The organism is Sphingobacterium sp. BIGb0165 (genome assembly GCF_024810095.1).
Classification (GTDB): Bacteria; Bacteroidota; Bacteroidia; order Sphingobacteriales; family Sphingobacteriaceae; genus Sphingobacterium; species Sphingobacterium detergens.
In genome coordinates this window covers 219,695-245,425 of record NZ_JANUEB010000005.1, presented here as the reverse complement: position 1 = coordinate 245,425, position 25,731 = coordinate 219,695, and the positions used below count along the sequence as shown (strand labels likewise).

Annotated in this window: 23 protein-coding genes; 17 read left to right on the top strand and 6 right to left on the bottom strand. The window is 41.1% G+C overall.

The genetic code is table 11. The features are described 5' to 3' along the window. Positions 1-383 precede the first annotated feature (383 nt). Both M2408_RS13055 and M2408_RS13050 read left to right on the top strand, forming a co-directional pair. Entirely contained in the window at positions 384-959 is a 576-nt protein-coding gene (locus tag M2408_RS13055) for a Crp/Fnr family transcriptional regulator (RefSeq protein ID WP_259182452.1), read from the top strand. Between the two features lie 115 nt (positions 960-1,074). Then, on the top strand, positions 1,075-1,770 hold the full coding sequence (locus M2408_RS13050; RefSeq protein WP_259182450.1) for a type 1 glutamine amidotransferase domain-containing protein: 696 nt from the start codon (positions 1,075-1,077) through the stop codon (positions 1,768-1,770). 156 nt (positions 1,771-1,926) lie between these two features. Here the strand turns inward: M2408_RS13050 and M2408_RS13045 are convergent, their stop codons facing one another. The 3 genes from M2408_RS13045 to M2408_RS13035 form a co-directional block, all read right to left on the bottom strand. Next, positions 1,927-2,370: a hypothetical protein gene (locus M2408_RS13045; RefSeq protein WP_259182448.1), complete on the bottom strand. Its 444-nt coding sequence runs from the start codon at positions 2,368-2,370 to the stop codon at positions 1,927-1,929. Positions 2,371-2,432: 62 nt separating this feature from the next. After that, positions 2,433-2,924 carry a hypothetical protein gene (locus tag M2408_RS13040; protein ID WP_259182446.1) on the bottom strand — a complete coding sequence of 164 codons (492 nt, stop codon included), beginning with the start codon at positions 2,922-2,924 and terminating at the stop codon, positions 2,433-2,435. A 377-nt stretch (positions 2,925-3,301) separates the two neighbouring features. Beyond that, positions 3,302-3,778: a hypothetical protein gene (locus M2408_RS13035; protein ID WP_259182444.1), complete on the bottom strand. Its 477-nt coding sequence runs from the start codon at positions 3,776-3,778 to the stop codon at positions 3,302-3,304. 360 nt (positions 3,779-4,138) lie between these two features. Here M2408_RS13035 and M2408_RS13030 point away from each other — a divergent pair, with 360 nt between their 5' ends. Together M2408_RS13030 and M2408_RS13025 are read left to right on the top strand one after the other, a co-directional pair. Beyond that, positions 4,139-4,906 carry a DUF4382 domain-containing protein gene (locus tag M2408_RS13030; protein ID WP_259182442.1) on the top strand — a complete coding sequence of 256 codons (768 nt, stop codon included), beginning with the start codon at positions 4,139-4,141 and terminating at the stop codon, positions 4,904-4,906. A gap of 146 nt (positions 4,907-5,052) precedes the next feature. After that, complete coding sequence (locus tag M2408_RS13025; RefSeq protein ID WP_259182439.1) at positions 5,053-5,544, top strand: copper resistance protein NlpE; 492 nt, start codon at positions 5,053-5,055, stop codon at positions 5,542-5,544. Between the two features lie 10 nt (positions 5,545-5,554). Here the strand turns inward: M2408_RS13025 and M2408_RS13020 are convergent, their stop codons facing one another. The 3 genes from M2408_RS13020 to M2408_RS13010 all read right to left on the bottom strand — a co-directional run bounded on the left by M2408_RS13020 (position 5,555) and on the right by M2408_RS13010 (position 9,149). Beyond that, positions 5,555-8,017: a PIG-L deacetylase family protein gene (locus tag M2408_RS13020; RefSeq protein ID WP_259182438.1), complete on the bottom strand. Its 2,463-nt coding sequence runs from the start codon at positions 8,015-8,017 to the stop codon at positions 5,555-5,557. A gap of 133 nt (positions 8,018-8,150) precedes the next feature. After that, positions 8,151-8,783: a hypothetical protein gene (locus tag M2408_RS13015; protein WP_259182436.1), complete on the bottom strand. Its 633-nt coding sequence runs from the start codon at positions 8,781-8,783 to the stop codon at positions 8,151-8,153. Positions 8,784-8,870: 87 nt separating this feature from the next. Next, on the bottom strand, positions 8,871-9,149 hold the full coding sequence (locus M2408_RS13010) for a hypothetical protein (protein ID WP_259182433.1): 279 nt from the start codon (positions 9,147-9,149) through the stop codon (positions 8,871-8,873). Between the two features lie 266 nt (positions 9,150-9,415). On the opposite strand from M2408_RS13010, the gene M2408_RS13005 reads away from it, so the two are divergent. The 13 genes from M2408_RS13005 (at position 9,416) to M2408_RS12945 (ending at position 25,707) form a co-directional block, all read left to right on the top strand. Next, positions 9,416-10,447 (top strand): fatty acid desaturase, encoded by a 1,032-nt coding sequence (locus M2408_RS13005; protein WP_259182430.1) that lies wholly within the window; start codon positions 9,416-9,418, stop codon positions 10,445-10,447. Positions 10,448-10,807: 360 nt separating this feature from the next. Then, positions 10,808-11,542: a PP2C family serine/threonine-protein phosphatase gene (locus M2408_RS13000; RefSeq protein ID WP_259182428.1), complete on the top strand. Its 735-nt coding sequence runs from the start codon at positions 10,808-10,810 to the stop codon at positions 11,540-11,542. A gap of 20 nt (positions 11,543-11,562) precedes the next feature. Continuing rightward, a complete protein-coding gene (locus M2408_RS12995) occupies positions 11,563-13,356 on the top strand; it encodes a serine/threonine-protein kinase (RefSeq protein ID WP_259182427.1) in 1,794 nt (597 codons plus the stop codon). 35 nt (positions 13,357-13,391) lie between these two features. Beyond that, positions 13,392-15,245 (top strand): hypothetical protein, encoded by a 1,854-nt coding sequence (locus tag M2408_RS12990; RefSeq protein WP_259182426.1) that lies wholly within the window; start codon positions 13,392-13,394, stop codon positions 15,243-15,245. 12 nt (positions 15,246-15,257) lie between these two features. Continuing rightward, positions 15,258-17,117: a hypothetical protein gene (locus M2408_RS12985; protein ID WP_259182425.1), complete on the top strand. Its 1,860-nt coding sequence runs from the start codon at positions 15,258-15,260 to the stop codon at positions 17,115-17,117. Positions 17,118-17,130: 13 nt separating this feature from the next. After that, positions 17,131-17,820 carry an FHA domain-containing protein gene (locus M2408_RS12980; protein ID WP_259182423.1) on the top strand — a complete coding sequence of 230 codons (690 nt, stop codon included), beginning with the start codon at positions 17,131-17,133 and terminating at the stop codon, positions 17,818-17,820. Positions 17,821-17,824: 4 nt separating this feature from the next. Next, on the top strand, positions 17,825-19,546 hold the full coding sequence (locus tag M2408_RS12975) for a hypothetical protein (RefSeq protein ID WP_259182422.1): 1,722 nt from the start codon (positions 17,825-17,827) through the stop codon (positions 19,544-19,546). A 3-nt stretch (positions 19,547-19,549) separates the two neighbouring features. Then, on the top strand, positions 19,550-21,073 hold the full coding sequence (locus tag M2408_RS12970) for an Hsp70 family protein (protein WP_259182420.1): 1,524 nt from the start codon (positions 19,550-19,552) through the stop codon (positions 21,071-21,073). After that, positions 21,070-21,855 (top strand): hypothetical protein, encoded by a 786-nt coding sequence (locus M2408_RS12965; protein ID WP_259182417.1) that lies wholly within the window; start codon positions 21,070-21,072, stop codon positions 21,853-21,855. Before M2408_RS12970 ends, M2408_RS12965 begins: the two co-directional genes overlap by 4 nt. A 26-nt stretch (positions 21,856-21,881) precedes the next feature. Next, on the top strand, positions 21,882-22,742 hold the full coding sequence (locus tag M2408_RS12960) for a hypothetical protein (protein ID WP_259182416.1): 861 nt from the start codon (positions 21,882-21,884) through the stop codon (positions 22,740-22,742). A 25-nt stretch (positions 22,743-22,767) separates the two neighbouring features. Then, complete coding sequence (locus M2408_RS12955; RefSeq protein ID WP_259182414.1) at positions 22,768-23,706, top strand: hypothetical protein; 939 nt, start codon at positions 22,768-22,770, stop codon at positions 23,704-23,706. Then, positions 23,697-24,680 (top strand): hypothetical protein, encoded by a 984-nt coding sequence (locus tag M2408_RS12950; RefSeq protein ID WP_259182413.1) that lies wholly within the window; start codon positions 23,697-23,699, stop codon positions 24,678-24,680. Before M2408_RS12955 ends, M2408_RS12950 begins: the two co-directional genes overlap by 10 nt. Before the next feature lie 4 nt (positions 24,681-24,684). After that, positions 24,685-25,707 carry a hypothetical protein gene (locus M2408_RS12945; RefSeq protein WP_259182412.1) on the top strand — a complete coding sequence of 341 codons (1,023 nt, stop codon included), beginning with the start codon at positions 24,685-24,687 and terminating at the stop codon, positions 25,705-25,707. Positions 25,708-25,731: the final 24 nt, after the last annotated feature.

Genomic DNA, 25,731 nt, shown 5'->3' with positions numbered 1-25,731 from the left:
GTATAAACAAAATAAAAAATGAAAAAAATCGGTTTTTCCTATCACTGCTAAACCGGTTGAACATTGATTTAGACAAACAACGTAGTCTTCTTTATCTCGTACACAAGCTTATCACTAATTACCCCCAACTCCGATAGTAACATCATAATTATAGGAAGATAATACCGTATAAAAATAGTCTTACTTCACTTTTAATTCATAACATGATATTAACTTGGTAATAAGATATATACTACGACGGTAATAAGATATATACTACGACGCTGTACTATCCGCCCTATCTAGTGAATGACCAAGTATATGTAGACACTCCCAAAAGAAGACACACCACGCTGAGATTACAAGATTTTGCTTAATTTTAGTCCATTAAATAACTCCAAGCTATGACCGGTCGCGAAATTCTCAGGCAACATATCAATAAAACTGTCCAATTGAATGATGAACAATTTGATTATTTCTTTTCTTTTTTCAAACCGGTATCCTTTAAAAAGAAACAATCGATTATCACCATTGGCGATACGGTGGAATGCGAATATTTTGTCCTCAATGGCTGCCTAAAAACTTTTGTGGTCAATGATGAACAAAAAATGCATATCCTACAGTTTGCCACAAAAACCTGGTGGGCATCTGATTATAATGCCTTACACAACAATACGAACGCAACGGTCAACCTGGATTGTGTAAGCGATGCGGATACGCTTTGTCTATTTGCTGAGGATCGTGAACGTGTATGCAAGGAAATTCATGAGGTTGAAACATTTTTGCGATGGCGTTCGAATAAGGGGTATATCGGTCTACAAAAGAGAATCCTATCCCTGCTCAATAATGACGCCCGCAGTCGTTATGAGGAATTGATGCTGCAATATCCTGAATTGTACAATCTTGTTCCAAAACATTTGATTGCAGCCTATCTTGGGGTTTCCCGTGAGACGCTCAGCCGGCTATATCACAGCAAATAATGTGATCTATGTCACCAAAAACAAACCTTTCTTCAAAATGTGATGTATATCACATAAGGGTCTAACGATTTATACCCTACTTTGTGTTATCATTTAACAATTAATTTTTTTGAAGATGAAAAAAGAGAACTTAAAGGTATTGGTCGTTTTGACTTCACATGACCAACTGGGAGATACAGGAGCTAAAACAGGGTTTTGGGTTGAAGAGTTTGCAGCTCCCTACTATGTTATGGCCGACGCAGGAGTTGCTATAACAATTGCTTCACCTAAAGGCGGGCAACCACCTATAGATCCCAAAAGCGCGCTTCCCGATTTCCAGACAGCAGCAACAAAACGTTTTGATGCAGATCTTGAACTTCAGAACAAACTGGCAAACAGCATTGTCCTAGCAGAAGTTAATGAGCAGGACTATGACGCGATCTTCTATCCGGGCGGTCATGGACCACTCTGGGATCTTGCAAATGACAAGACTTCCATTGCTTTAATTGAATCATTTTGGAAACACAATAAGCCTGTAGCCGCTGTATGCCACGCTCCTGGTGTTTTCAGGTTTGTTAAGAATGTAGATGGTATTCCATTGGTACAGGGCAAAAAAGTAACAGGCTTTTCCAATTCTGAAGAAGAAGCTGTACAATTGACAGATGTCGTCCCTTTCTTGGTTGAAGATGAGCTCGTCAAACTTGGCGGACACTACAGTAAAGGTCAAGATTGGAGCAGTCATGTGGTCAAAGATGGTAAACTGATTACTGGCCAAAATCCTGGCTCATCGGAAGAGACCGCTAAAGAATTACTAGCCTTGTTGGAGCAATAAAACGTTATCAGTTAAAACTGTATTTCCGTTTTGAAATATACAACCGCACGCTAGATCATAGATGATGCCAGCAGCACAATCATAAAATCCCATTTTTATATGTTGAGAACCATAAAAATGGGATTTTTGTTAACTGACGCCGAATGATACGTATCGCTATTTAACTAGTTTCGTTTCTAGCTCCTTCAGGTTATTGGCGCTTGTAATATTTCCCAGATCGGCGGCCTGTTTCCAATAAACCTTTGCTTTTTCAATTTCATTTAGTTTAAAATAAGCCACGCCCAGATCGTTTAACAACATTTTACGATCATTGTCACTGGGCTTTCCTATCTGAAGATATTTATCAAATTTGACAATCGCTTTTTGAGGGTCACCAGATTCCAGGTAAATGGTTCCCGAATATTTTAATGCTTCTCCCATATCAAACTCTTCAGCTTTTTCAAAATAAAACAAGGCTTCCTTGTATTTACTTTCCTTAAAATATTCTTTCCCCTGATCCAGATACTTCTCCCCATCACTTCTAAACAAGAAATAGTAAGCCATTCCACTGAGTAAAAGAATTAGTCCCAAGACCGCGACTATCTTTCTAAAAATCTCCATACAACTAATAAGTATATTTTTTTATTTATTTAATTCGAAAACCGCGTATAACAAATTCCCACTTATACCCTTTGTGCACTAAGCTGACTTAATTGGATCAGCTGTTGAATTTCCTTCAATATAGGTTCCACATTTTTGGTTCTACCGATACGCTCCAGCATTTTTATGCTTTTATTATCCTTTGTTACCACAATGATGTCGGTACCATTGTGTAGGGCAATAGCAAGATGTCTGAGGGTTTCGAATTTTTGGATCTCTTCGATGCGAATCTCCTTTTTGAATAGTCCAAAATAGGATTTGCTCATGGTACCCGCCCCACAATCAATAGTCATCTGCTGGGCAAAGATCCTAATCTGCACACAAAAGACAATAAGCCCAAAGATCCAATACCAATTCTTTTCACCAAAAATATTTCCATCTTTAATTCCAACGATTAAAATACCGATGGCCATAAATAGCCAGAATAAAGCTAGGCAAAGCGCAAAGTATCCAATCCTTTTAGAGGTATATCTACTGCTGTCCTGTGTAAAATATTTATAATTATGCTCTTCCATTTTCATTGTGTTTTTATTTAGGGTTTCACCAGGTTTAAAAAATTATTTACGATCAAATATAGACAGTAATAGACGGGTATTCCTGTCCATTTAAAATCCGATAACATCCATTTAATATTCGCAAGGATTGAGACAAATCATCACTTAGGCATCAGTTCAGTCCTTCTCCCAAAAGAAGACTCACATAATTTAACTGGTCGTTCCATTCAATTTCAATCTCGTCCTGATACGCCAAAGCATTAAACGAAAGGGAATTTTCATGACACAAGTTCATCCCAGTTGGTCTTCGTACTATAGACTATTAAACTCCATGATTTTTCGTTAAAAACAACATTACTAGTTCAGGTTTAATCATACTGGATCCAAGGTTGTAGCCATTAAAAAATAAATAGTTTCATATCCTCAATAATGGCTGGAAAAAGAAAACTTTCAATCTTATCATAATCCATTCTCTTTTTTAACTCATCAAAATCCTCTTTTTTCACTTTCTTCGAGATCAAAATTAAAAATGAACCAAAGGCATCATAGATGATATCCGCATAAATCCGTGGAGACATGAGGGGCTCAATTTTTGTTGAGATCACAGAGAGTAGTGCAAACTTTAAACTTCGCTGTTTGTTAAATCTTGGTTCAGGACGAAATTTATTCTCAGTGGTATTGAAAGGACAGTCTGTAAAGAATTTATGCTTTTCAGGATCAAATTTCTTTAGATCCAAAGTAATCCTATATTTAAACTGATCATCGATCAATATCTTTTTACCCACCAGTAGATTACGATAGATATAATCCCAGACATATTGTGCTACCTCAGGTGAAATCCTTGGCGTAGATTCTACTTCTGCTCTTTCAACCATTGTCCTTATTTCAAAATATGCCATTTTATATGTATATGGTTAGTCCATTTTGTCCAATGTATAACTGATTTTTCAGTCTATCTAAAACTACATTATTTCGACCATATAAAATTAGGTCTATTTAAAATCCGATAACATCCATTTAATATTCGCAAGGATTAATACAAATCATCAATCAGACATTAGTCTAGTCCTCCTCCCATCGGAAAATTTGCATGATTACCAAGATAACACGAAAGGCACAAAAACACGGATTAAACCACGTGGATATATTTTTACGACACAATAATTCACGAAAACAAATGTAACATTTGATCTGGCATAGCATTTGCAAATGCAATCCCTATAAAGTTACTAACTATGAAAATAAATTCAATTTTTGTTGCTTTGGCAGCCGTAGTGCTACTAGGCAGCTGTAGTAAAGACGACAAACAATCTACACAAACAACCCCTGTAACCATTAAAATGACCGATGCTCCTGGTTATTATGACGCAATTCATCTAAACATCGACGAAATAGAAATTCGCACAAGTACAGGTATTGAAAGCCTGGACGTTGACGGAGACCCATTTAATATTCTTGCTTATACTATGGGCAGAGATACTGTGATTGCGGGCGATGACGTTCCCTCGGGCATGATTCAGGAAATTAGACTTAAACTAGAAGATGAGGGGAATGATATTTGGGTTGATGGAGTTCGTCATCCTCTTAAAACACCTAGTGGACAATCTTCGGGTGTTAAGATAAAGGTGCGGGATGAATTGATTCCGAATGTTGCATACACCTTATTACTTGATTTTGATGCGTCAAAATCAATCGTAAAGACTGGCAATAACCAATATTTGCTTAAACCAGTTATTCGGGCGATTCCGGTCGCAACATCAGGAGCGATTACGGGTACGATTAATCCGGCTGCCTCATTGGCTCATGTGTTCGCTATTAATGGAGTAGATACTGTTGGGACTTTGGCGAATTCCGTAGGAAAATTCTATTTCCCGGGTATGTCAGAAGGTACATATAAAATAGTTATTCAACCTTCAGTTACGGGCTACTTGGACAAAACCATCGAAGACGTTCAAGTCATAAAAGGCAGCGTTAAAGATTTAGGTAGTATCTCCGTACAATAACTACCTCTGGTTAAAAAAGGAGCTTATCTTTGTAATTGTCAAAAAAGTCTGCTGCTTTTTCGGAGATACTACATAGATATGCTCCTTTTTATGCATCAAATTTACTGGTATAGTAGTTGTGTATTCCACTTTATAAACATACATATATGAACAAAATCTTTCATTTTTTTTTCATCGGAATGACAACCATTACGATTTCTTCTTGCCAAAACAGTGGCAAAACATCTGCTAGCACAGCTATTGATACAGCGGCAATGACAGATACATTATCTGCTTCTAACGGGACCACACAGGCAACCGCTAAACCTGCAATACAAACTCGTTATGTTGGGACGGTTCCCTGTGCAGATTGTGAGGGGATCAAAATGACGTTGACTTTGGTGAATGAAACCTATAGCCTTGAGGAAACCTATTTGGGAAAATCAGATCAAGCCATACGGTCTAAAGGTCCAATGTTGATCGAGCGCGGCTATGAAAAAGACAATGATGCAACCTTATACATCCTAAACCCAGATAGTGATACTGAAAAGCGTTATTTTGTGCGTCTGACAGCGCAACCTGGTAAGCTGATCATGCTGGATAAGGATCAAAAAATAATCAATTCGAAATTGAACTATACGCTATCTGAGGAAAAATAAAATCGGTGTTTCACGAATAAGACTGCGATCCACCGATCGAAAGCATATTCGCAAAAAGACGATAAGCTCCGGATACAGCAGCAGGAAGTTGTCTAAATAAAGACAGGCTGCTGTAGATATAGTACCCTTTCCCCCTTCTATTGACAAGCAACAACCCATCTTCATTTCCGCTATCGGAATTTTGGGTACGCAAGACTGGTTTAAATTCACTATTCCAGTCTTTGGGTAGAAACAGCGCGCGGTCCTGTACCCAATTGACAAAATCTTGCTGTTCTATTTTATTTGGATAATTCAAGATTCGATGCGTGGGATCCAAGAAGCTAATGGTCGATTCCATATCGGTAATCCGCTCGCCAGTAACAGCTAAAGGATAAGCCCCCACCTCTTCTAACGGTAGATCATAAGGGGTATTATATTGGGTTATCAAAACACCACCGGCTTCAACGTATTCACGCAACTGCGTATGGAAATTCACCAATTGTGGATCCGTATTATAAATTCGGATGCCTAAGACTATGGCATCAAAAGTCGACAGATCTGCATCTTTCAAAGCTGCAACCGATAGAAGTTCTATCTCATTTACCAATTGCTTCAGGCTTCCTAAAAGTTCATCCTTTTTTCCAGCGATATAAGCGATCTTCTTAGCGGTGTTCGCAACCGGACTATCTAGAACCTGTAAAACAGCTTTGGGATAATATACGATATCCTCAATATGGGGATAGCTGAGCGATTTTAAACTACGTTGGTGGACACCATAAATACTTTCTATCTCAAAACCAATTCGTTGTATCTGTTCAGCTGATCCCAAAGAAGTCAATTGAAAGTGAATTTTTTCGGAAGCATTACCCTTTAAGGTCAATGTATGCTCTTGAGGAGATAGTGTCAGCCCATCCCCTCCCTTTAACCTCACAGTGACTGACTCCGCTGTAGAGACATTGGATTGTAGTTCGAGTGAGACAGAACGACTGGTAGAATCCGCCAGAACGATAATATCTGTATTAAAAGTGCCAGTAATAGCAGGGGAAATACTGATTGGTTTTTGGTTATTCAAAACAGGTATACTAATCGCCATAGATAAACCTCCAAACTGCAACTGTAATTGTGCTACGATCGGATTGTTATGTTCAGCGAATACAATATCGCCGAAAGATTGAGGAGAATAATTACCTGTATCTCCTTCTCCCTTTAACCAGGACGGAAATGAAGGCTCAACAGCCTGGCTGAGCCGACCTGTAATTTCTATTCGTTCTGTATGTGATAATTGATGGGGCTGATGATACAACGTTTCAAAAAAGGGAACTGTCACATAGGTCAACACCAGATCAGAATCTTGGGGTATATTCGCCTGCAAAAATAAGCTAACATCCGTACCAGGCACCCAGTTGTCGACCAATGAATTTATTTCAAAGGATACCCCAAGTGTGCGAAGCAAAAGCAGCTCCAGATCAGTGCGTTTCTCATGGATTAGGCAATTTTTGGGTACTGTCCTCATCCAGATCAAAATTGTTGCGATCGCCACTGAAAGTTCACGGCTATCTCCCCGGGCCTGTTTCGCAAGCAAACCATCAACAAGTTTCTTAAAAACAGGAAAGTACCGATCTTTCGTTTCAATTGAAGTAAATAAAGCATCTGCAGCTGTTGTATCAACAGGCTTTCCTTTTAATAATTCAAAATATTCAAGTGTAGGTGTATGTTGGGTTAAACTAGCCATCGCTTGGGAACGGTGTTTATTACGGCTTTCAGCAGCAATCTCACCATGATGCGCACCTGTATAGCGATTATACACAGGAATAGCGACTGAAAAATGCTGTGGTAAAGGCGTAACTTTTCCTCCAATATCTTTGACGCCACTCTCCTGATAAACATTCCAAAGTAAACGCTGTGTCTGCCATACAGACAATTCTTCCAATTGTTCAGGATAGGCCTGTGGATCCGCAGCGAGGTCATAGGCCGTTTGTGCCAGGATCGCCGAACTCTGGTGATGTCCATGAAGATCAGGAATATTCGGTGAAAATCTAGTGATAATAGTAGCTGGCCGAAAGTACCTGATAGTCCATACCATATCCGCAAGCACAGCTTGCTCATCCCACCGGAGCATTGTTTCAGTTGCAGACTCTACAAATCCAAAGTCTTTGGCCCGTGTAAAAAATTGTGTTGTTCCTTCGGTCTTCCGGGCAGATAAGGATTCCTGTACCCGAAGTATACCAAGGTCAGTTCCTTTTTCGGAGCCTATAAAATTCTGCCCCCCCTCGCCGCGTGTAAGCGACAAATAAGCAGCATCTACAAGCTGGTCCTGGGCAAAAAATGTCAATAGCTTATTGTTCTCGTCATCTGGATGGGCACCTACATACAAAATCCTTCCAAAAACCTTCAACTTGCATAACTCACGCATGAAACCAGCATGGTTCATTTGCGAAGAAATTCCGTTTCTAGGTTGTTGGGGAGATTGTTGTGTGAGAAATTTTAATGCCATATCCATCTATTTAAATACCTGCGATGGCCAAATATAGCAATAATTTTTAAAAGACTACTAATTCTATAGATATTATTAATAATACTAAAAATAATGTAGCTTAAGGCTTACGAATACTGTTACCAGTACCCTATTATTTTTTCGGTCTAATTACATAACATATCCCCAGATCTATCCCTTTTAATAACAAGTATTTTTTATCATTTGACCGATACACTTTATAATTATTTAATTCTCTCGTTTCAAACTGCTCATAGATCTTATTAGGTTGTTTGAAATAAAGTGTTTTTTGGGGCATCACAATTTTGAAATAACTTGTTCCTTCCCAATGGTCGATATGGGATTGATTACCTGTACCCCATCGTAGGTATTTGCTGAGATCCCAAAATGAATATTGAATCCATTGGTCTTTATGGATGTACTCCCGTCGGATAAAATCCACACCTTCATCTTCTGTAAGCTCTCCTGCATATGTTATTTCCAGCTTGCTGTCTCTAGGTTGGGGGTCATCGTAGCTATCCGTAAGCAGGTAGTTCCACTGACCATGGTCATAAAGAAACAATTTGTCTATTCTCTTTTCGGGATCAGAAGGTAATGCTTCTGTTGTTTTTGCAACATATTCTTTAGTTGAGAGCAATTTTTCAATTTCCTTTTTTGAAAACGTTCGGGCCTGATCTAAATTCTTAATCAAATACCTGGTTGTATCACCATTGGATATCCAATTGCTATAGGTACCACTTCCTGTTTCAATGATATATTGATCCATTGTTGTATAATTATGCTTGGTTGTATTCGGATATATATATGTTAATTTGTCTACAATATCCCCATTTTGATCGAGCTTATACCAAAATTATTCGATGGCTATTCTACTATCTTGATCCATAAATCTACTGCCAGCAATCAACAAGGTGCTATCATTTACACGGAGAATAGGTGCAAAATATTGCGCTCGGATCTCCAATACATCATAGTCATCATCTTTCAGTCTATCCAATGTGCTACATGTTCTGTACACTTCCGGAACTCTTTGAAATTTTACGGCTAACTGCTTATAATACTTTCCCGCATCGGGTAATATAATGATACAGCCTAGAATGACTGCTCCTATTATTATTTTTTTTATCTTCATTTTTTATTGTCTCTCCAAAGCATTCACAAAGTACCTATACGCGCCATAAAGATATCGAGTTCTACGTAAATAAGCCCAGCGAATATTAATTCGGAATGCTCAATTAAAAAATGAGACAGTTATTTTTTCCTTATTAATTGGCTCAAGAAACCTATTTATAGCATTAAAAGAAGTGCGGTCATATGTTAAACTTTTGAAATTAACACTTTTTAACCGATATATACCGTAGCTTAGCGCTTTATCAACAATTAGATCAACCAAACAGAATGCCCTTTTTAGATCATGTGCTCCAAACCCCCAGCTACGGATGGAAAGACGACAATGGAGACCTTATTAAACCCAGCCCAAAACAAATATTCAGCGAGTTTTTCAAAAGATTAAATGTTTTTAAGGACCAACGCAACTGGCTACCTTTTTTTAGTTGGCTGAAAGTAGCTTGTCTTATCCCTTTTTTCTTTGTCTTTCTCTTTGCTCACCTTAGCTGGTGGACAGTACTGGCTGCTTTTATCTACAGTATGATCATTATGGGGACGCATGGTACGATCTGGCACCATCGTTTTTCCACACATGGAGCATTTAAGTTCAGCAATCCCTTCTGGCGCTTTTTCACACAGAACCTCACAATCAATGTGATCCCTGAGGAGATCTATGTGATCTCACATCATGTACACCATGCAAAATCAGATCAGCCAGGGGATCCATACAACGCACAGGCAGGATTTCTATATTGCTTTTTAGCCGATGTCAATCATCAGCCGATCGCTAAAGATCTGAATGAAAACTCTTATAACCGCGTCAAGTTACTTATGAAGCATACAGGAGTTACTGCCAATACTTATGCACAATATCAAAAATGGGGTTCCTATGTCAATCCCACCCATGCAATCCTATCTTGGGTATTAAATTGGTCATTTTGGTACGTTGTATTCTTTCTAATTGGTGGACATGCCTTGGCCTGTTGTCTATTTGGCGCGGCTGGTTTTTGGGCCATCGGTGTACGTACATTTAACTATGAAGGACATGCCAAAGGAGAAGATAAACAACGGGAAGGGATTGATTTTAATGAAAAGGATAAATCCATCAATCAATTATGGCCGGGTATTGTCGCCGGAGAATGGCACAACAACCATCACCTCTATCCGAAAAGTGCGCGAAGTGGTTTCAAACCCTACCAGATTGACCTAGCTTGGTGTTATATCAAAATGATGCACAAATTAGGAGCAGTCAGCAGTTATCGTGATGACAAAAAACGATTCGATGAACAGTATCATAAACCTTATCTCGATGCTAAAAAATAAAAATAGATAGGTAATCTGATTCCAGGTATCAGACAAAAATGATTATATAATAAAACAGAAAAATAGCTAGTACTAGCTATTTTTTTTTGTTTTGGAACAAGCTAATTTTAGCTACGCGTCCAACGGGAAAAACATTCCTTCAGGCGCCTTAATAGTAAAAAATCAACAACATCTAAGATATAATTACACTATTGGAACTAATATTTAAATAAAAATACAGAACAAAAAAACAAAAACTTATTTCACACGTTGTACAGGAAATTGGCAATTCAGACAACCGAAAAATATTGCACCTAAATTGCCTTTGAAAATCTAAGCATTTAGATTTGAGCAGCTACCTATGATTTAAAAATAACCAAGATGAACGCAATTTCAGCCATATATGCGCTCATGGAAAAGGGCAAAAGACAGAAGGTCGAGGACTATATCTTCCCTCGGCCAGGTACAGCTTTATTGACTGACCGTATTTTTATTGTTTGCGATGGTGTTGGTGGCAATAGTAAGGGAGAGGTCGCGAGCCAGATTGTAGCCGAAACCTTGGGAAATGAGTTGAAACAATCTCATTTTCCGTCCACAGTTCAAGCAATTCATCATGCTGTTCTACGCGCAAGGACCAATCTACAAAACTTTGTCAATTTGCATCCCGATGCCGAAAAAATGAGTACAACACTTACCTTAGCTATTTTCGACGGTAATACTGTCCAACTGGCCTGGTGCGGTGATAGCAAGATCTACCATATCCGCAAGGATCAAATCCACTGGAAAAGTAAAGACCATAGCCTCGTGCAGCATCTGGTCGATACCGGCGAGATCAGTCCAGAAGAGATGCATACACATCCAAACAGAAATGTTATTCTGCGGAGTATCTCTATCCGAGTCGACACAGAAGATATCAGTTTACATCATCTTACCGACCTTGAAAAAGGAGACTATATCCTGCTCGCTACAGACGGTATTTTTGAGCAGCTCAGTGACGACACGATTATTACTATTCTTAATAACCATCAAAGCGATAAATCCGGCTTATTCTACCAGTATTGTGAAGGAAAGACAAATGATAATTATTCCATGTATCTCCTGCAGATTGATCAATAAATCACTAATCACATAAGGCCATGCAATTTCAAGATCGCTATAAATACAATCCGCAGACTGACCTACTCGGTAAAGGCGGTTTCGCCCGAGTATACCGGGCCACAGATACCTTATTGGATCGTGTTGTCGCTGTCAAAGTATTCAACACAGCCGACAGTGGACATTACACCGTATTGGAGGAAATTAAAAAGGTTATCAAGTATGATCACCCTAATCTGCTCCGTTACTATGATGTCGCCATCCTCGAAAATACCAACGCATTTGGCGAAAAAGAGGTATTACAAGTAGGGATTATGGAATATGCAAATGCGGGTGATCTAAAGACCTTTGCCCAGAAAAACCCCGACTCTCCTATTCTTTATCAACTGCTGCAACAGGTCCTCAATGGCTTATATTTTTTACACAACAAAGGTATTATTCACCGTGACCTTAAACCCCAAAACATCCTATTAAAAGAGGAAAATGGCATATTGACGGCAAAGATCTCTGATTTCGGTATTAGCAGGCTGATTGATTCACAGACCAATAGTGCTTCCCTGACCATTGGAACCATAGAGTATATGGCTCCAGAGCAGTTCAGTCCGAATAAATATGGTATTGAGGGCAAGATCTCATCGAATGTCGATCTTTGGAGCTTTGGTATTATGGTGCATGAACTAGTTACCAACAAACCTCCTTTTGGACATCGCAGTGGAGATACCACCGCCGAGCAGATTATGACCTCCATCCTATCGGCAGATCTGCCCAAGGAAGTTGATGATATCCCTGAACCTTATCAATCTGTTATTAAGAAATGCCTAGTTGCGGATGCCCGGCAACGGATCAAAACCGCCAATGAACTGATCAAATATTTCGAAGTAGCAAACGATCAAGGTCCCGAGACTCAAGTTCTTGACCTACCATTAAAAAGACATCCGACGGAGGCTACTACAGACCAAAAGGACAACAATAAGACCATAGCACCAACGGTAGAAGAAACCCGCGTATTGGAAAAATTGCCTTCCATCGCAGAAACACAGGTACTGGAAGGAAAACCGATACCGGAAAAACCGACAGCAGCTAAAACTGCTGATCCAAAACAGTCTGTCTCAGCATCTACTGCTAAGAGCAACAAAATAAATCGTAAACCCATTATTATCGGCGTTATTATTTGTCTTGTGATCGCCACGATTGCCTTCGTTTCTAAATTTAATACGAGCTCCGATCCAAAGAATAGCCCCGAGGCTAAATTTTATGCAAATATCCAGCGACTATATAGTGAACATAAACCTGATAGCATGCTTCATGAGCTGAAAGATTCAGTCAATCTTCAATTGCCCTATGTATCGGGTAAAGCTGTGCGTTATTATGCCCTTGCACTCATTGAAAAAGCGGATACAACGACCTTGGTTCCCTACCTACTCAAGACCCAGGAAATGGGGCTAAAGGAATTTTCCTACCTGATGGGTGAGCTTTATTATGTCGGAAAATATGTGAAACAGGATTACCAAAAGGCGAAAACTCTCTTTAGGCTCAATGAAAGCGACCCACAGTCGCAGACCATGTTGGGCCATATGTATTTTATGGGACTGGGGGTAGACAAAGACTATCCCACAGCGATTGAATATTACAAAAGTGCGGCCCAACAGGAAAACACCGTTGCGATGTACTCATTGGGTTATGCTTATGCTACCGGCGAAGGTGTACCCAAAGATTTTGAAGCGGCCAAGAAACTATTAAAGGATGTAATCCTGAAAAACGATAATTATGATCTCGTCCAGGCCGCAGAAAGAACATTATTGGATTACGACCCCCAGGCTGTAGCGGCTCCTTAGTTGAAACAAAATTATTCACCTCAATACAGATAGCCATGTCTCAAACCGATGAAGAAGTATTAGCTGAATTACAGCTAATACTGACAGAAGCAACAGAAATAAAAGAACGCATCCTCGCTATTTTACCACAGACCCTGGATGCACAAAATAACATTTCCACATTCGAAATGCTGCTTAATGGCTACGCCTCGGAGGCGAAGAGCAATGCCGATATTGCCAAACAAGCTGCTTTGGATGCCAAAAATGACGCCCAAACCATCGAACAGAGCCGACAGGACAGCTTGCAGGATGCACAAGCTATAGAGAAAGCTAAACAGGATGCCTTACAGGATGCCGAAGCGACTGAAAAGGCCAAGCAGGATGCTATACAAGACGCTGAGGCAACCGAAAAAGCGAAAACCGATGCGCTAGAAGATGCTCAGGCAACGGACAAAGCCAGGCAAGATGCCGTATTGGATGCCGAAGCTACTGAAAAGGCCAAACAGGATGCCATACTGGATGCCGAGGCAACAGAAAAGGCTAAGCTGGACGCTATACAAGACGCTGAAGCTACTGAAAAAGCCAAGCAAGATGCTATACAAGACGCCGAAGCGACCGAAAAAGCCAAGCAAGATGCTCTTGAAGATGCACAGGCAACCGAAAAGGCAAAGCAGGACGCCCTCGAAGATGCTCAAGCGACCGAAAAGGCTAAACAGGATGCCCTCGAAGACGCACAAGCGACCGAGAAAGCAAAGCAGGATGCTCTTGAAGATGCTCAGGCAACCGAAAAGGCAAAGCAGGATGCTCTTGAAGATGCTCAGGCGACCGAAAAGGCAAAGCAGGATGCTCTCGAAGACGCACAGGCAACCGAGAAAGCAAAGCAGGATGCTCTTGAAGACGCACAGGCAACCGAGAAAGCAAAGCAGGACGCCCTTGAAGACGCACAGGCAACCGAGAAAGCAAAGCAGGACGCCCTCGAAGACGCACAGGCAACCGAGAAAGCTAAGCAGGACGCCCTTGAAGACGCACAAGCTACCCAGAAAGCAAAGCAGGACGCTCTCGAAGACGCACAAGCGACCGAAAAGGCAAAGCAGGATGCTCTCGAAGACGCACAAGCGACCGAGAAAGCTAAGCAGAATGCCATGGATGATGCTCAGGCAGCTGAGAAAGCTAAGCAGGATGCCATTGAAGATGCTCAAGCAACCGAAAAGGCGAAGCAAGATGCCTTACTTCATGTAGAGGCTGCCGAAAAAGCGAAACAAGATACCCTACAGGATGCTGAAGCGACCGAAAAAGCAAAACAGGAGATCTTGCAAGATGTGGAAGCCACAGAGAAAGCCAAGCAAGAGGCGCTCAAAGATGCCGAAGCGGCTGAAAAAGCGAAACAAGATGCCCTACAGGATGCTCAAGCCGCCGAGAAAGCAAAACAGGATGCTCAACAGGATGCAGCTGCAGCTGAACAGGCCAAAGTCGACGCCAAGCAAGATGCTGTCGCGGCCGAGGAAGCAAAGAACAAAGCAAATAACGAATTAAAAGAAGCTGAGGACGCCAGCAATAAAGCGCAGCAAAGCGCCAAAGAAGCTGAACAGGCAGCTACTGATGCGCAAAAGCATGCTGCCGACGCAAAAGCCAGTGCCGAAAATGCAGCAACAAGCGCCTCCAGAGCAGAGCAAGAAGCAAATTTAGCACGGGATAAGGCGCAGGAAGCCACTGCTGATGCCAATCAAGCCGAAACGTTAAAAAATGATGCGCAGACAAAATACAGTAGTGTCTCCGATATGATCCAGGATATTAAGGACTATACCCAGGAAGCCGCCGATAATGCCAAAGTAGCTGAAACAGCGGCCAAGGAGGCTCAAGATTTTGCTCATGACGCCAGAACCTGTATGAATAGAGCATGTGGTTATTAAAACGGATAGATTATGCCTACGCTGATACAACAATTAAATACCGCCAAGGATATACTCGAACGATTAAAAATCATCGAAAGCGAGCTAGCGGTCACAATAGAGGATAATCCCCTAAATCATCTGGTTGATTACTATATTCAGTCAAAGCAGGAGATGATAATTGCCCGACAGTCTGCACAACAAACAGAACAGTTCCGGCAGGACGCACTCCAAGACGTACAGCAGATTGAACAGACCAAACAGGACGTACTTCAGGACGCTGAAACGATTGAAAAAGCCAAGCAAGATGCTATACAAGAAGCCGAAGCGACTGAAAAAACGAAGCAGGATGCCTTACAAGATGCTGAAACTACTGAAAAAGCCAAACAAGATGCACTGCAGGATGCACAGCTAACTGAAAAAGCAAAGCAGGATGCGCTGCAAGACGCGCAAGCTACCGAAAAAGCGAAACAGGATACCTTACAGGATGCACAGGTGACCGAAAAGGCTAAGCAAGATTCGCTACAAGACGCACAGGCAAGCGAGAAAGCCAAGCAGGATGCTTTACAGGATGCACAGGCAACCGAGAAAGCCAAGCAGGATGCTTTACAGGATGCACTGGCAACCGAAAAGGCTAAACAGGAGGCTTTACAGGATACACAGGCGACCGAAAAGGCTAAACAGGATGCTTTACAGGATGTACAAGCAACGGAAAAAGCCAAGCAAGATGCCCTTGAAGATGCGCAGGCTACTGAAAAAGCCAAACAGGATGCCCTTGAAGATGCACAGGCTACTGAGAAAGCAAAGCAGGACGCTCTCGAAGATGCACAGGCTACAGAGAAAGTAAAGCAGGACGCTCTCGAAGACGCGCAGGCTACTGTAAAAGCCAAACAGGATGCCCTTGAAGATGCACAGGCAACCGAAAAAGCCAAACAGGATGCCCTTGAAGATGCACAGGCAACCGAAAAAGCAAAGCAGGATGCCCAGCAGGATGCGCAGGCGACCGAAAAGGCCAAACAGGATGCCTTACAAGACGCCCTAGCGAGTGAAAAGGCTAAGCAGGATGCATTACAAGACGCCCTAGCGAGTGAAAAGGCTAAGCAGGATACTCTACAGGATGCACAAGCAACCGAGACAAGCAAGCAAGACGCTTTACAAGATGTCCTTGCTACCGAAAAAGCGAAGCAGGAAATCCTACAAGATGCAGAGGCTACCGAGAAGATCAAACAGGAGGTCTTACAGGATGTCGCTGCTGCCGAAAAAGCAAAACAGGAACTCTTACAGGATGCTCGGCTGATTGAAAAAGCTGTACAAGAGGCTATACAGCAGACTGAGGCAACCGAAAAGGCCAAACAGGATGCCCTGCAAAATGCACAGGAAGCCGCAGCAAAAAGACAAGCTGCTGTTCAGGCGACGAGTGAAGCGGGTAAAGCGAGTTCAGATGCTCAAGCTGATGCTACTGAAGCCCAAAATGCGGCCGAAAAGGCCAAGGCTTGCGTGCCTGAAGCTCAAAAAGCCGAAGACGCCGCGAGACAGTCCCTTGCTGAAGCAAAACGATATGCTACTGAGGCCGATACCGAGGAGAGCAATGCCAAGGAGGCTGAAACGAAAGCAAGTATGCATGCCGACCAAGCCAGCAACGCCGCCCATCAGGCTAACATTGCTGTAGAAAAAGCGAGAACTGCCCTCACCGATCTTGAGCGAATCGAACAGGATACACGGCCGAAGCATACACAGGCCAATATGGAAAACGAGCGATGCCGAAATTATATGGTACAGGCAGATCAATATGAAAGCTACGCAGCGATAGCGCGGGATAATGCCTGCTCCGATGCCTCTGATGCTGAGATCTGTCGATTATACCCCAAGAATAACTATTCTAATAATGGATAATAGCTAATATATCATGAACAACCTCACCGCATATCTGGATTTTTTGGAACTGCCTTCCAATGCGACTCATGAAATGATCCTACAACGGGTCCAGGAGAAAGAGCATTTGTTTGCACAGCTTTTGTCAAATGCACCGAATGATTACCTCAAAAATATACATACACGCAACATCAATAAATTGGAGGAAATCAAAACCCTGATTAATCAAGGTTATATAGCCCGACAAGGAGAACAGTCTGCCAATAAGAGCTATGCACCTCCAAAGTGTTCAAGTATTCAGGCCAATGATGACATTCGTACAGGACAGACAACGAAAACCGCAGCATGGCTTATTCGACATACGGAAAACAGGCCTCCAAAATCGTTCCCCTTGTTCAGCGGAAAGAACTTTATCGGCCGGATCAGTAGCCATCAGCAGCATGAGATCCTCATTGACGATGATATCTATATCAGCCGTAGCCATGCTTTTATTGAGGTGAAAAACGATAGTTGCATGATTGTAGATCAGGGCAGTAAAAATGGAACATATATCAATGGACGGGATCAACGTATCAGCAGTAGTCCCCTCAAAGATTCTGATACCATTCAACTAGGAAATACCAAGTTTGTTTTTAAGACAGAAATCCACAAAACAATCGATCATTTGGTCGATGAAGTCGACCGTTCGGAGTATATGAAAACAATAGTCATTGATATCTTATAGCGCTATGGGAAATTATACCTTTATAACGGACAAATTTAGCCAGATCCAACGCGAAATCGGCATGACCAATTTTACGGGATTTTTTGAGATGGCTATCAATGGCCTTCCTGGCATTACCGAGCAGACCAAACTTTCCATTGATGTGTATCATGCTCACACAGCTTTGCCTGAGATCCGAAAAGCGGCCAAATCGCTTTCCAATGGTGCACATTATATCTTCAATAACATTGATGATCCCGCCCAGATTGGTATTGGTTCATTTCCCACACTACAAGCTGCTGTGGCATTACTCTTTATCGACGAAGATTTTCTGGAAGCTAATTTTCTGGAGGCTATCCAGCTTTATAAAAAAGCCGACTATCGCCTTATTTTGTTTCGCAATTATAGTAATGACCCTGGTAATGAAACTTTGTTAGCCCGATATTTCCCCGCTCCTATCCAGCTCGTTAATCTCGGAGTGTTTGACGATCAAAACGACGATCTGATGCAACAGATAGAGCAGGGGCTGAATACTGGCAATTATACATTCGCCAAGCTGCTTGATATTTCGATTGGCCAGAGCGTTTTACCCTTAGTCGAGGCATTACGAGAAATCATTGCAACAGAATCAAAAATTGCAGCCACCCAAAAACAACTGACAGTCCAGGACAATATCATTTTACGTAAAGAGGAACCCGGTTCGCTCGGTAATGAAATTAGTACGAGCACCCGTCAGATTCTTCAGAAAAATATCCTCGATACCGAAAAAGGCTTTAAAGCTAAGTATGAAGAGAAAAACAAAGCCAACATCGGCGAGTTCTACCTGCAATCTGACATTTTCGCAAGTATGTTGTCTTTTGAGGACCTCCAACAACAGGATATCGCCGAAAAAAGTGAAAAAATCGAAACACAGATCAAGGAAAGTAAACTCACCGATTATAAAAAATCGATAGCTGCCAACCTGAGTTCGGCAATGCAACAGGATCTCGCCTTTTTAGACACCTCGGCCACAGAAACCATCGCAAAGGTTAATCGCATGCTACAGGACAAAGGGTTAAAAGCAATCGACCCTAACAATCTGATCAATCCAAGTATAGAAATAGAAAAAACAATTAGTGCCAATAACTACATCCAACGCGGTTACATTGGCGAAGTAACAAAAAAAGGTGTGATGGAATACTTTGTTGCTTTACGGGATTACACTGGTATTATCATGGTTGTCGTGGGGCTATTTGGTCCCTTGACCATGCTTTCATCTGTTCCGACTGATGAGAAAGAAGGTGTATGGGCTTTTCTGAGTGCTGCCAGTCTCTATCTAAAACAAGCCAAAACCTTTATTCAGGTGTTTACCATTATCACCATTTTCTTTATGATCATTTATGGAATCTTTGACCTGCGAAAAAGAATCCCTAGAAAACGACAGGAGGAAAAAGAACGGGAGCTGAAAAAAGCCAGAGAAAATCTGATCCAGGAAGGCAAAAGAATATATACCGACAGCTCCCGTGATTGGGTAGCAGCGTTAGCAAACTATATTCGCGAATTTGCCCAGAATATTAGCAATGAAGTAGAGCAAATTCTCAAAGGCTCAGTGGCGGCCAAACAACAGGCCTTATCGGACAAAAGAAATGAATTTCAGATCAATCAACAGAGCATAGATCTCAAAAATCAGAATATTCAATTTGCGGAAAAAGAATACGACCTACTTTATCGCAGAATCATGGAAACAAACAATAAATTAACCAGTTAAATCATGGTATTAGGCATAGATCTTGGTTCGAGCAACACAGTTGTTGCAACCATAGCAAAAGATGGAACACCAGTTATTGTCCCTGATTTTAACAGTAAAAGTGAGCAGTCCACCCCCAGCATGGTGATGCTCGAAAATAACAAGGCATTCGTGGGTACGATAGCGCAAAATCTATTTGAGCTCTATCCCGACCGGGAATTACTCAGATTTTTCAAGCGAAGGTTTGGGACACAGTTACCCATCTGTACGGCCCTACAGCATAGCCCTTTTTTTAGTGAAACCGCTGCCGCTATGATATTGAAGAAAATTATCTTCGATGCCAAGCTTTTTGTCAACGAACCTATTGAGAAATGCGTTATTACTATTCCCTCTCACTTTAACGACGCCCAACGTCGTTCTGTACTAGAGGCTGCAAAATTAGCAGACCTAGAACTAACAACAATTTTGGATGAGCCAATTGCGGCGGCTATACTCTATCGGCAACAACTGCACAGCACTGCTGATGAACTCATTATGGTCTACGACCTGGGGGGTGGCACTTTTGACCTCACCATCCTGACTAATGCCAATAATAGCATCCATGTAATTGCCAAAGGTGGCATCAGTAATCTGGGTGGAAAAGAATTTGACGAGATTATTGAAAGAAAGATCATAGATACCTATCACCTGTTATATGGCGAAAATATGAGAGACAACAATCTCAATAAAAACAAACTAAAATCCATCTCAGAGGAAATCAAAATTAAATTAAACGTCATGGATCAAGCAGGTTTTAGTACCTGGATCTACCTTGACAACCGTTTTTTTAAGTTATTTTTCGATAAAGCAGCATATGCTGCACTTGCGAAAGCATTGATTGAGAAGACCGAGCAGGCAGTCAATAAATCACTGCGTTCACTCGGTTTGCAGTTGGCTGATATCCACAAAATTGTCCTCATCGGTGGTGCCAGCAGCAGTCCACTGGTATATGATTACTGGAAACAAAAGATCGACACAGACAGGCAGACCATTATTTATCATCAGCCACTGACCAGCGTCGCCAAAGGAGCGGCGCTCTATGCCAATAGCATTTCCAAAAGTGCTACCGGTTTTCAATCTTCGATCGAACTGAATAATGTCAGCACTTATCACATTGCACTGCAGGATATGAATACCGGTGATACCGAAGTAATCGTCAGCAAGAATCTCCCGCTTCCCGTTACCGGCATCAAGCGGATTTATATCGCTCCGCAACAACAGGCCGAGCAATATCAATTTATGCTAGTTCAGTTTTTTGATCAGAGCGAGGAAGTTCAGGAATTAGGCCTGATCAGTATCACCCAGATGCCCGTAAAGACTACAGGTTATCAGCTCGAGATTATGGTCGAAAATAAGATTAACGGTACACTCGGGCTAAAGGTAAAGGATAGCCAGACCCAACAAAATATCAAATTTGAATTTACAAAAAAAAGGCAGTTGCATGAATACAATTTTGATGAGCAGTACAAACTGATCAATAGTTATTACATCAATAATATTTCGTCATGATAAAGCAGCTAACCGTCTTCCTATTCGCTGTGATAATAGCGCATGGGAGCAACGCCCAAGACAAGTCTCAAGCGAAAATCAATACAGGTCAAGTGGAGCACTACCTGATAACAGATGGGCGCTATAAAATCTATTATACAGGAGCAATGAGTAAGGGGAAGCCAGAAGGCAAAGGCAAAGCCTATGACATCAATGAAAATCTTGTATTTGAAGGCGATTTTGTCAACGGCAATTACAGTAAGGGTGTTGCATACCGCAATGGAAAACTGTGGCGGGAAGGAAGTTATAGTCCGGATGGCTATTTTACAGGCTATGGGAAAGTATATGACGAAAATGGCCGAGTTTTCCTCGAAGGTAATTTTGCAAAAGGTGAATTTCAGGGGGCGGGCAAGAAATACTATCCCAATGGTGATACTTATGAAGGTGAATTTAGAGAGGGAATCCCCAATGGGCAGGGCAGTTACTACAATGCGACAACAAAAAGCAAATCTGTTGGATGGTTTTATCATATTTTTCGGTCCGGTCAGATCTATCTAAATGACGGTTCCAGATATGCCGGCGATTTAAAAACACTGCTCGAATCTACCGATACAGGTAACATGGGTAACTACTATTTTGCCAACGGAGATACTTACAAGGGAGAATTTAGGAACAGACAAATGAATGGACAAGGAACCTATACCTGGAAAAATGGAGCCAAGCATTTTGGGATATTCCATGCTAATCAGTCCCAGGAAGCCAGTCCCTATCCATTGCAAATTCCCTTTCGTAGTGATAACTAATCTTTCATAGAATAAAATTATGCGCCATGATCAACTATTTTATTTGTTTTCTAATCAGCTTGACTAGCATTCCGTTCAGCCATGCGCAGCTCATTCCCCAATTCACAAAAGTAGTACGGAAAAAGCCCAAAACCATTGAAGCCACTGTATCACGCAATGACATTCGGACAAAAAAGAGTGCAACAGTAAAAAAGGCAGATACCAATATCGCTCCCGTATCGGAGCATTACCTCTGGACGGATGATGAGGGCTCCTATCTCGGACAGACAAAAGATGGTTATCCGCATGGAAAAGGCATATCCTATCGGAATTATGAGCTTGAGTTTGATGGATATTTTAATGATGGGAGTTTCTTTGAGGGCACATTGTATATCAATGGGGTCAAGTATGCATATGCGATGTTTTCAGCTGATGGAAAGCCTTCAACCGGTGATCTGTTTTTTGATAATTGTGTAGCATCCATTAGTTATCAAGATGGTAAAATAGCTGGTCCTGGCTCCATTACTTATGAAAATGGAGATCAATTTGAAGGTGAGTTTGTGGACGGCAATTTTCAGGGGCAAGGTACCTATAAGAGTCTCGCTTTCGAATGTGAAATTAAAGGCATCTTTAACGGTCAAATGTACAAAGGCGAAATAACATTGACTGATGGATCCAAATATATTGGGGAGTATATCAGCATATTACAATCTACAGGTACCGCTAAGACTGGCAGCTATTATTTTCCAAATGGAGATCAATATGAAGGGGAATTCTGGAATAAGATGATGCATGGCAATGGAACCTATACCTGGAAAGATGGTACCAAATATACGGGTAGTTTCGACGCAAATAGGATCACAGAAACATCTTCTCAACCTATTCTGATTCCTTTTCCCATCAATTAATCATATAGTAAGAAATGAGTCTATCATGGCAAAATATATCATCTTTTTCATCCTTATCACAGTTTTGATAAGGATGAGCAGCGCTCAGGTTATTCCCAACTTCCAGAGGGCAGAACAGATACCGATAAAAACTGCCGTCGCAAAACCGCTTCAAAAACAGAAGCTGCAGCAGCCGAAGAATCAAGCGCCAAAGGACAAAATAATTCGGGATGGACTCGTCGAGAGTTATTCATGGAAACATGGCGGTGTCAGAGACGAGATCTACAGTGGGCATATTACCAATGGTATCCCAAATGGCGCGGGTGACTCCTATACCCCAGACAAAGAATATGAGTTTTCCGGTTATTTTGTCAATGGTCGATTCACTTTGGGTAAGATATATTATAAAGGTAGTCTATGGACAGACGGGCCTGTCAATAACGACTACAAACTTGAGGGTTTTGGAAAAGAATATTATAAAAATAAGTGGGAATCATACGAAGGCGATTTTATCAACGGTGCGCGGAAAGGTCAGGGCATTTACTATGACAGTGAGTACCGGTATGAAGGTTTATTTGACTCTTTATTTATTGAAGGTTACATCCATTTTAATAACGGATGTCGCTACCGTGGTAAACTTCAAGATCTTAAATATTCAACTAACAAAGGTAATAAAGGCACCTATTATTTTGCCAATGGTGACAAATACGAAGGTGAATTCTATCAGCAGCAACTGCATGGTCAAGGGACGTACACTTGGCGGAACGGTGCAAGATACACGGGAATTATCGATTCCGGTGTCATAAACGGTACCGGCGAGCTGTTCGATGGCGCAACAACGTACCGTGGCACCTTCAAGACACTTTCCGATGGCCACCTAAGTTTTGAGGAGGAAGGAACAAAAAGGCAACATACTTTTGGCAATGCGGGCGGTTCAGCGCAGTTTCCGATCCAAAGCCCCAAAATATACGAACTATGGTGGTAGCGATGATCAAATATCTAACAGGTTGCATCCTTGTTATTGGCGTAATGACGATGAGCAACGCACAGGTTCTTCCGAACTTTAAGAAAACGGAACAGCCAAAAAAGGTTACTGTGTTGACTTCGAAACAGAAAAACACAGAAAATCGATCTGTCCACATACCATACAAAAAGGTATTTGTTACCAATGGTTACGTAAAGCATTATCCAATTAAAGATGATGTGGGCAATAAAGCTTATTATACTGGTCATATAGAAAATGGTCTTCCACAAGGAAAGGGAAAATCCTATTTCCAAAATGGCATCCCCATATTTGAAGGTACTTTCCTCAACGGAAACTATAATATGGGTACCTATTATTTTTATTACGATGGAAGTAAATTGAAAACGGGGACATTTAGCAATAATAGACTGATAGCAGGTATTTACTATCAGGCTTCACCGCCCGCTGGAAGAAAATGGAAAGAGGGAACATTTAATGAGAACGAACAACTTCAAGGTTATGGAAAAATGTATGATGATGAAGGTAAGCTAAATTTGGAAGGAACTTTTCAGGATGGCGGACTTAATGGTACCGGAAAACAGTACTGGGAAGATGGAATGTACGAAGGCGAATTTAAAAACAGTCGATCCCATGGTAAGGGCGTGTTAAAGTCCTTTTCTCATGGAAGTATATGGACTGGTGAATTCTACGATGGAGGTTGGCAATCTGGAGAGATACTATTTAAAGATGGCTCCAAATATGTAGGGCGATATATCGTGTACATGAAGTCAGCCAATACAGGGCATACTGGAGTATATTACTTTGCAAACGGAGACCGGTATGAGGGCGAGTTCTGGCGTACCAAGATGCAGGGCAAAGGCACCTATACCTGGAAGGATGGTAGCAGCTATTCCGGTACATTTAACGCAAACCAAATCGAAGGCAATTCACAAAGGCCACTTCAAACACCATTTATCGATCTTCTAAAAGAATAGTAATATGATGACAAAATTTTTAATCTCTTTCATATTCGCCATAACAATGACGCATATGAGCAGCGCACAGGTTCTTCCCAACTTTAAGAAAGCGGAGCAGTCAAAACAAAAGACGGAAACAACAACTCCATCATCACTAAAAAAAGTAGAATCAGGGTACAGTAACAAATCAAAAAAGAAAAAAATAACAAATGGATATGTAGAAAATTATCCATGGGAAGACAATTCTTATGATTCATTTTATCATGCGTATTATACGGGCGATATAAGGAATGGATTACCCAACGGAAAAGGGAAATCTTACGATAACTATAACACGGTTCGATATATAGGCAATTTTATCGACGGAAAGTATAGTAATGGTACTGAATACTTCTTGGGCTATAAAGTTTTCGAAGGTACTTATGATGAGAAAGGAGATCGTAGCTATGGAAAAGAATACCAATATCAATCAGATAAAATACGCTATGAGGGTGGTTTTAAAAATGGATATTATAATGGTATGGGTAAATTTTACCTTTCTGGGGATATCTCAAGTATTCAAGAAGGGGAATTTGTCAACAATTACCTAAAAAAAGGAACTTATACAACACCTGAATATAAGTACGAAGGAATATTTGACCATCTTTTTTTAGAAGGAACCATTTATTTTCAAGATGGGAACAAGTATATTGGTAAGCTTCAAGATTTAAAATATTCAACAAGTAAAGGTAGTACAGGAATTTATTATTTTACTAATGGCGATAACTACAATGGCGAATTTAACAAACAGGTTCCTAATGGACATGGTATATATACATGGGCAAGTGGTTCAAAATACACTGGTAGCTTCGAATCTGGTCAAATAAACGGTCGAGGCGAATTATTTAATGGATCTACGACCTATCGGGGAACATTTAAGACACTTCAAGATGGACGCTTAAATTTTGATGAAGAAGGTACAAAAAAACACCTCACCTTTAGCAAATCCGACGGTTCTGTTCCATTTCCGATTCAAAAGCCTAAAATTTACAGCCTCTGGTGGTAACTATAATCAGGTCATCAATACTGG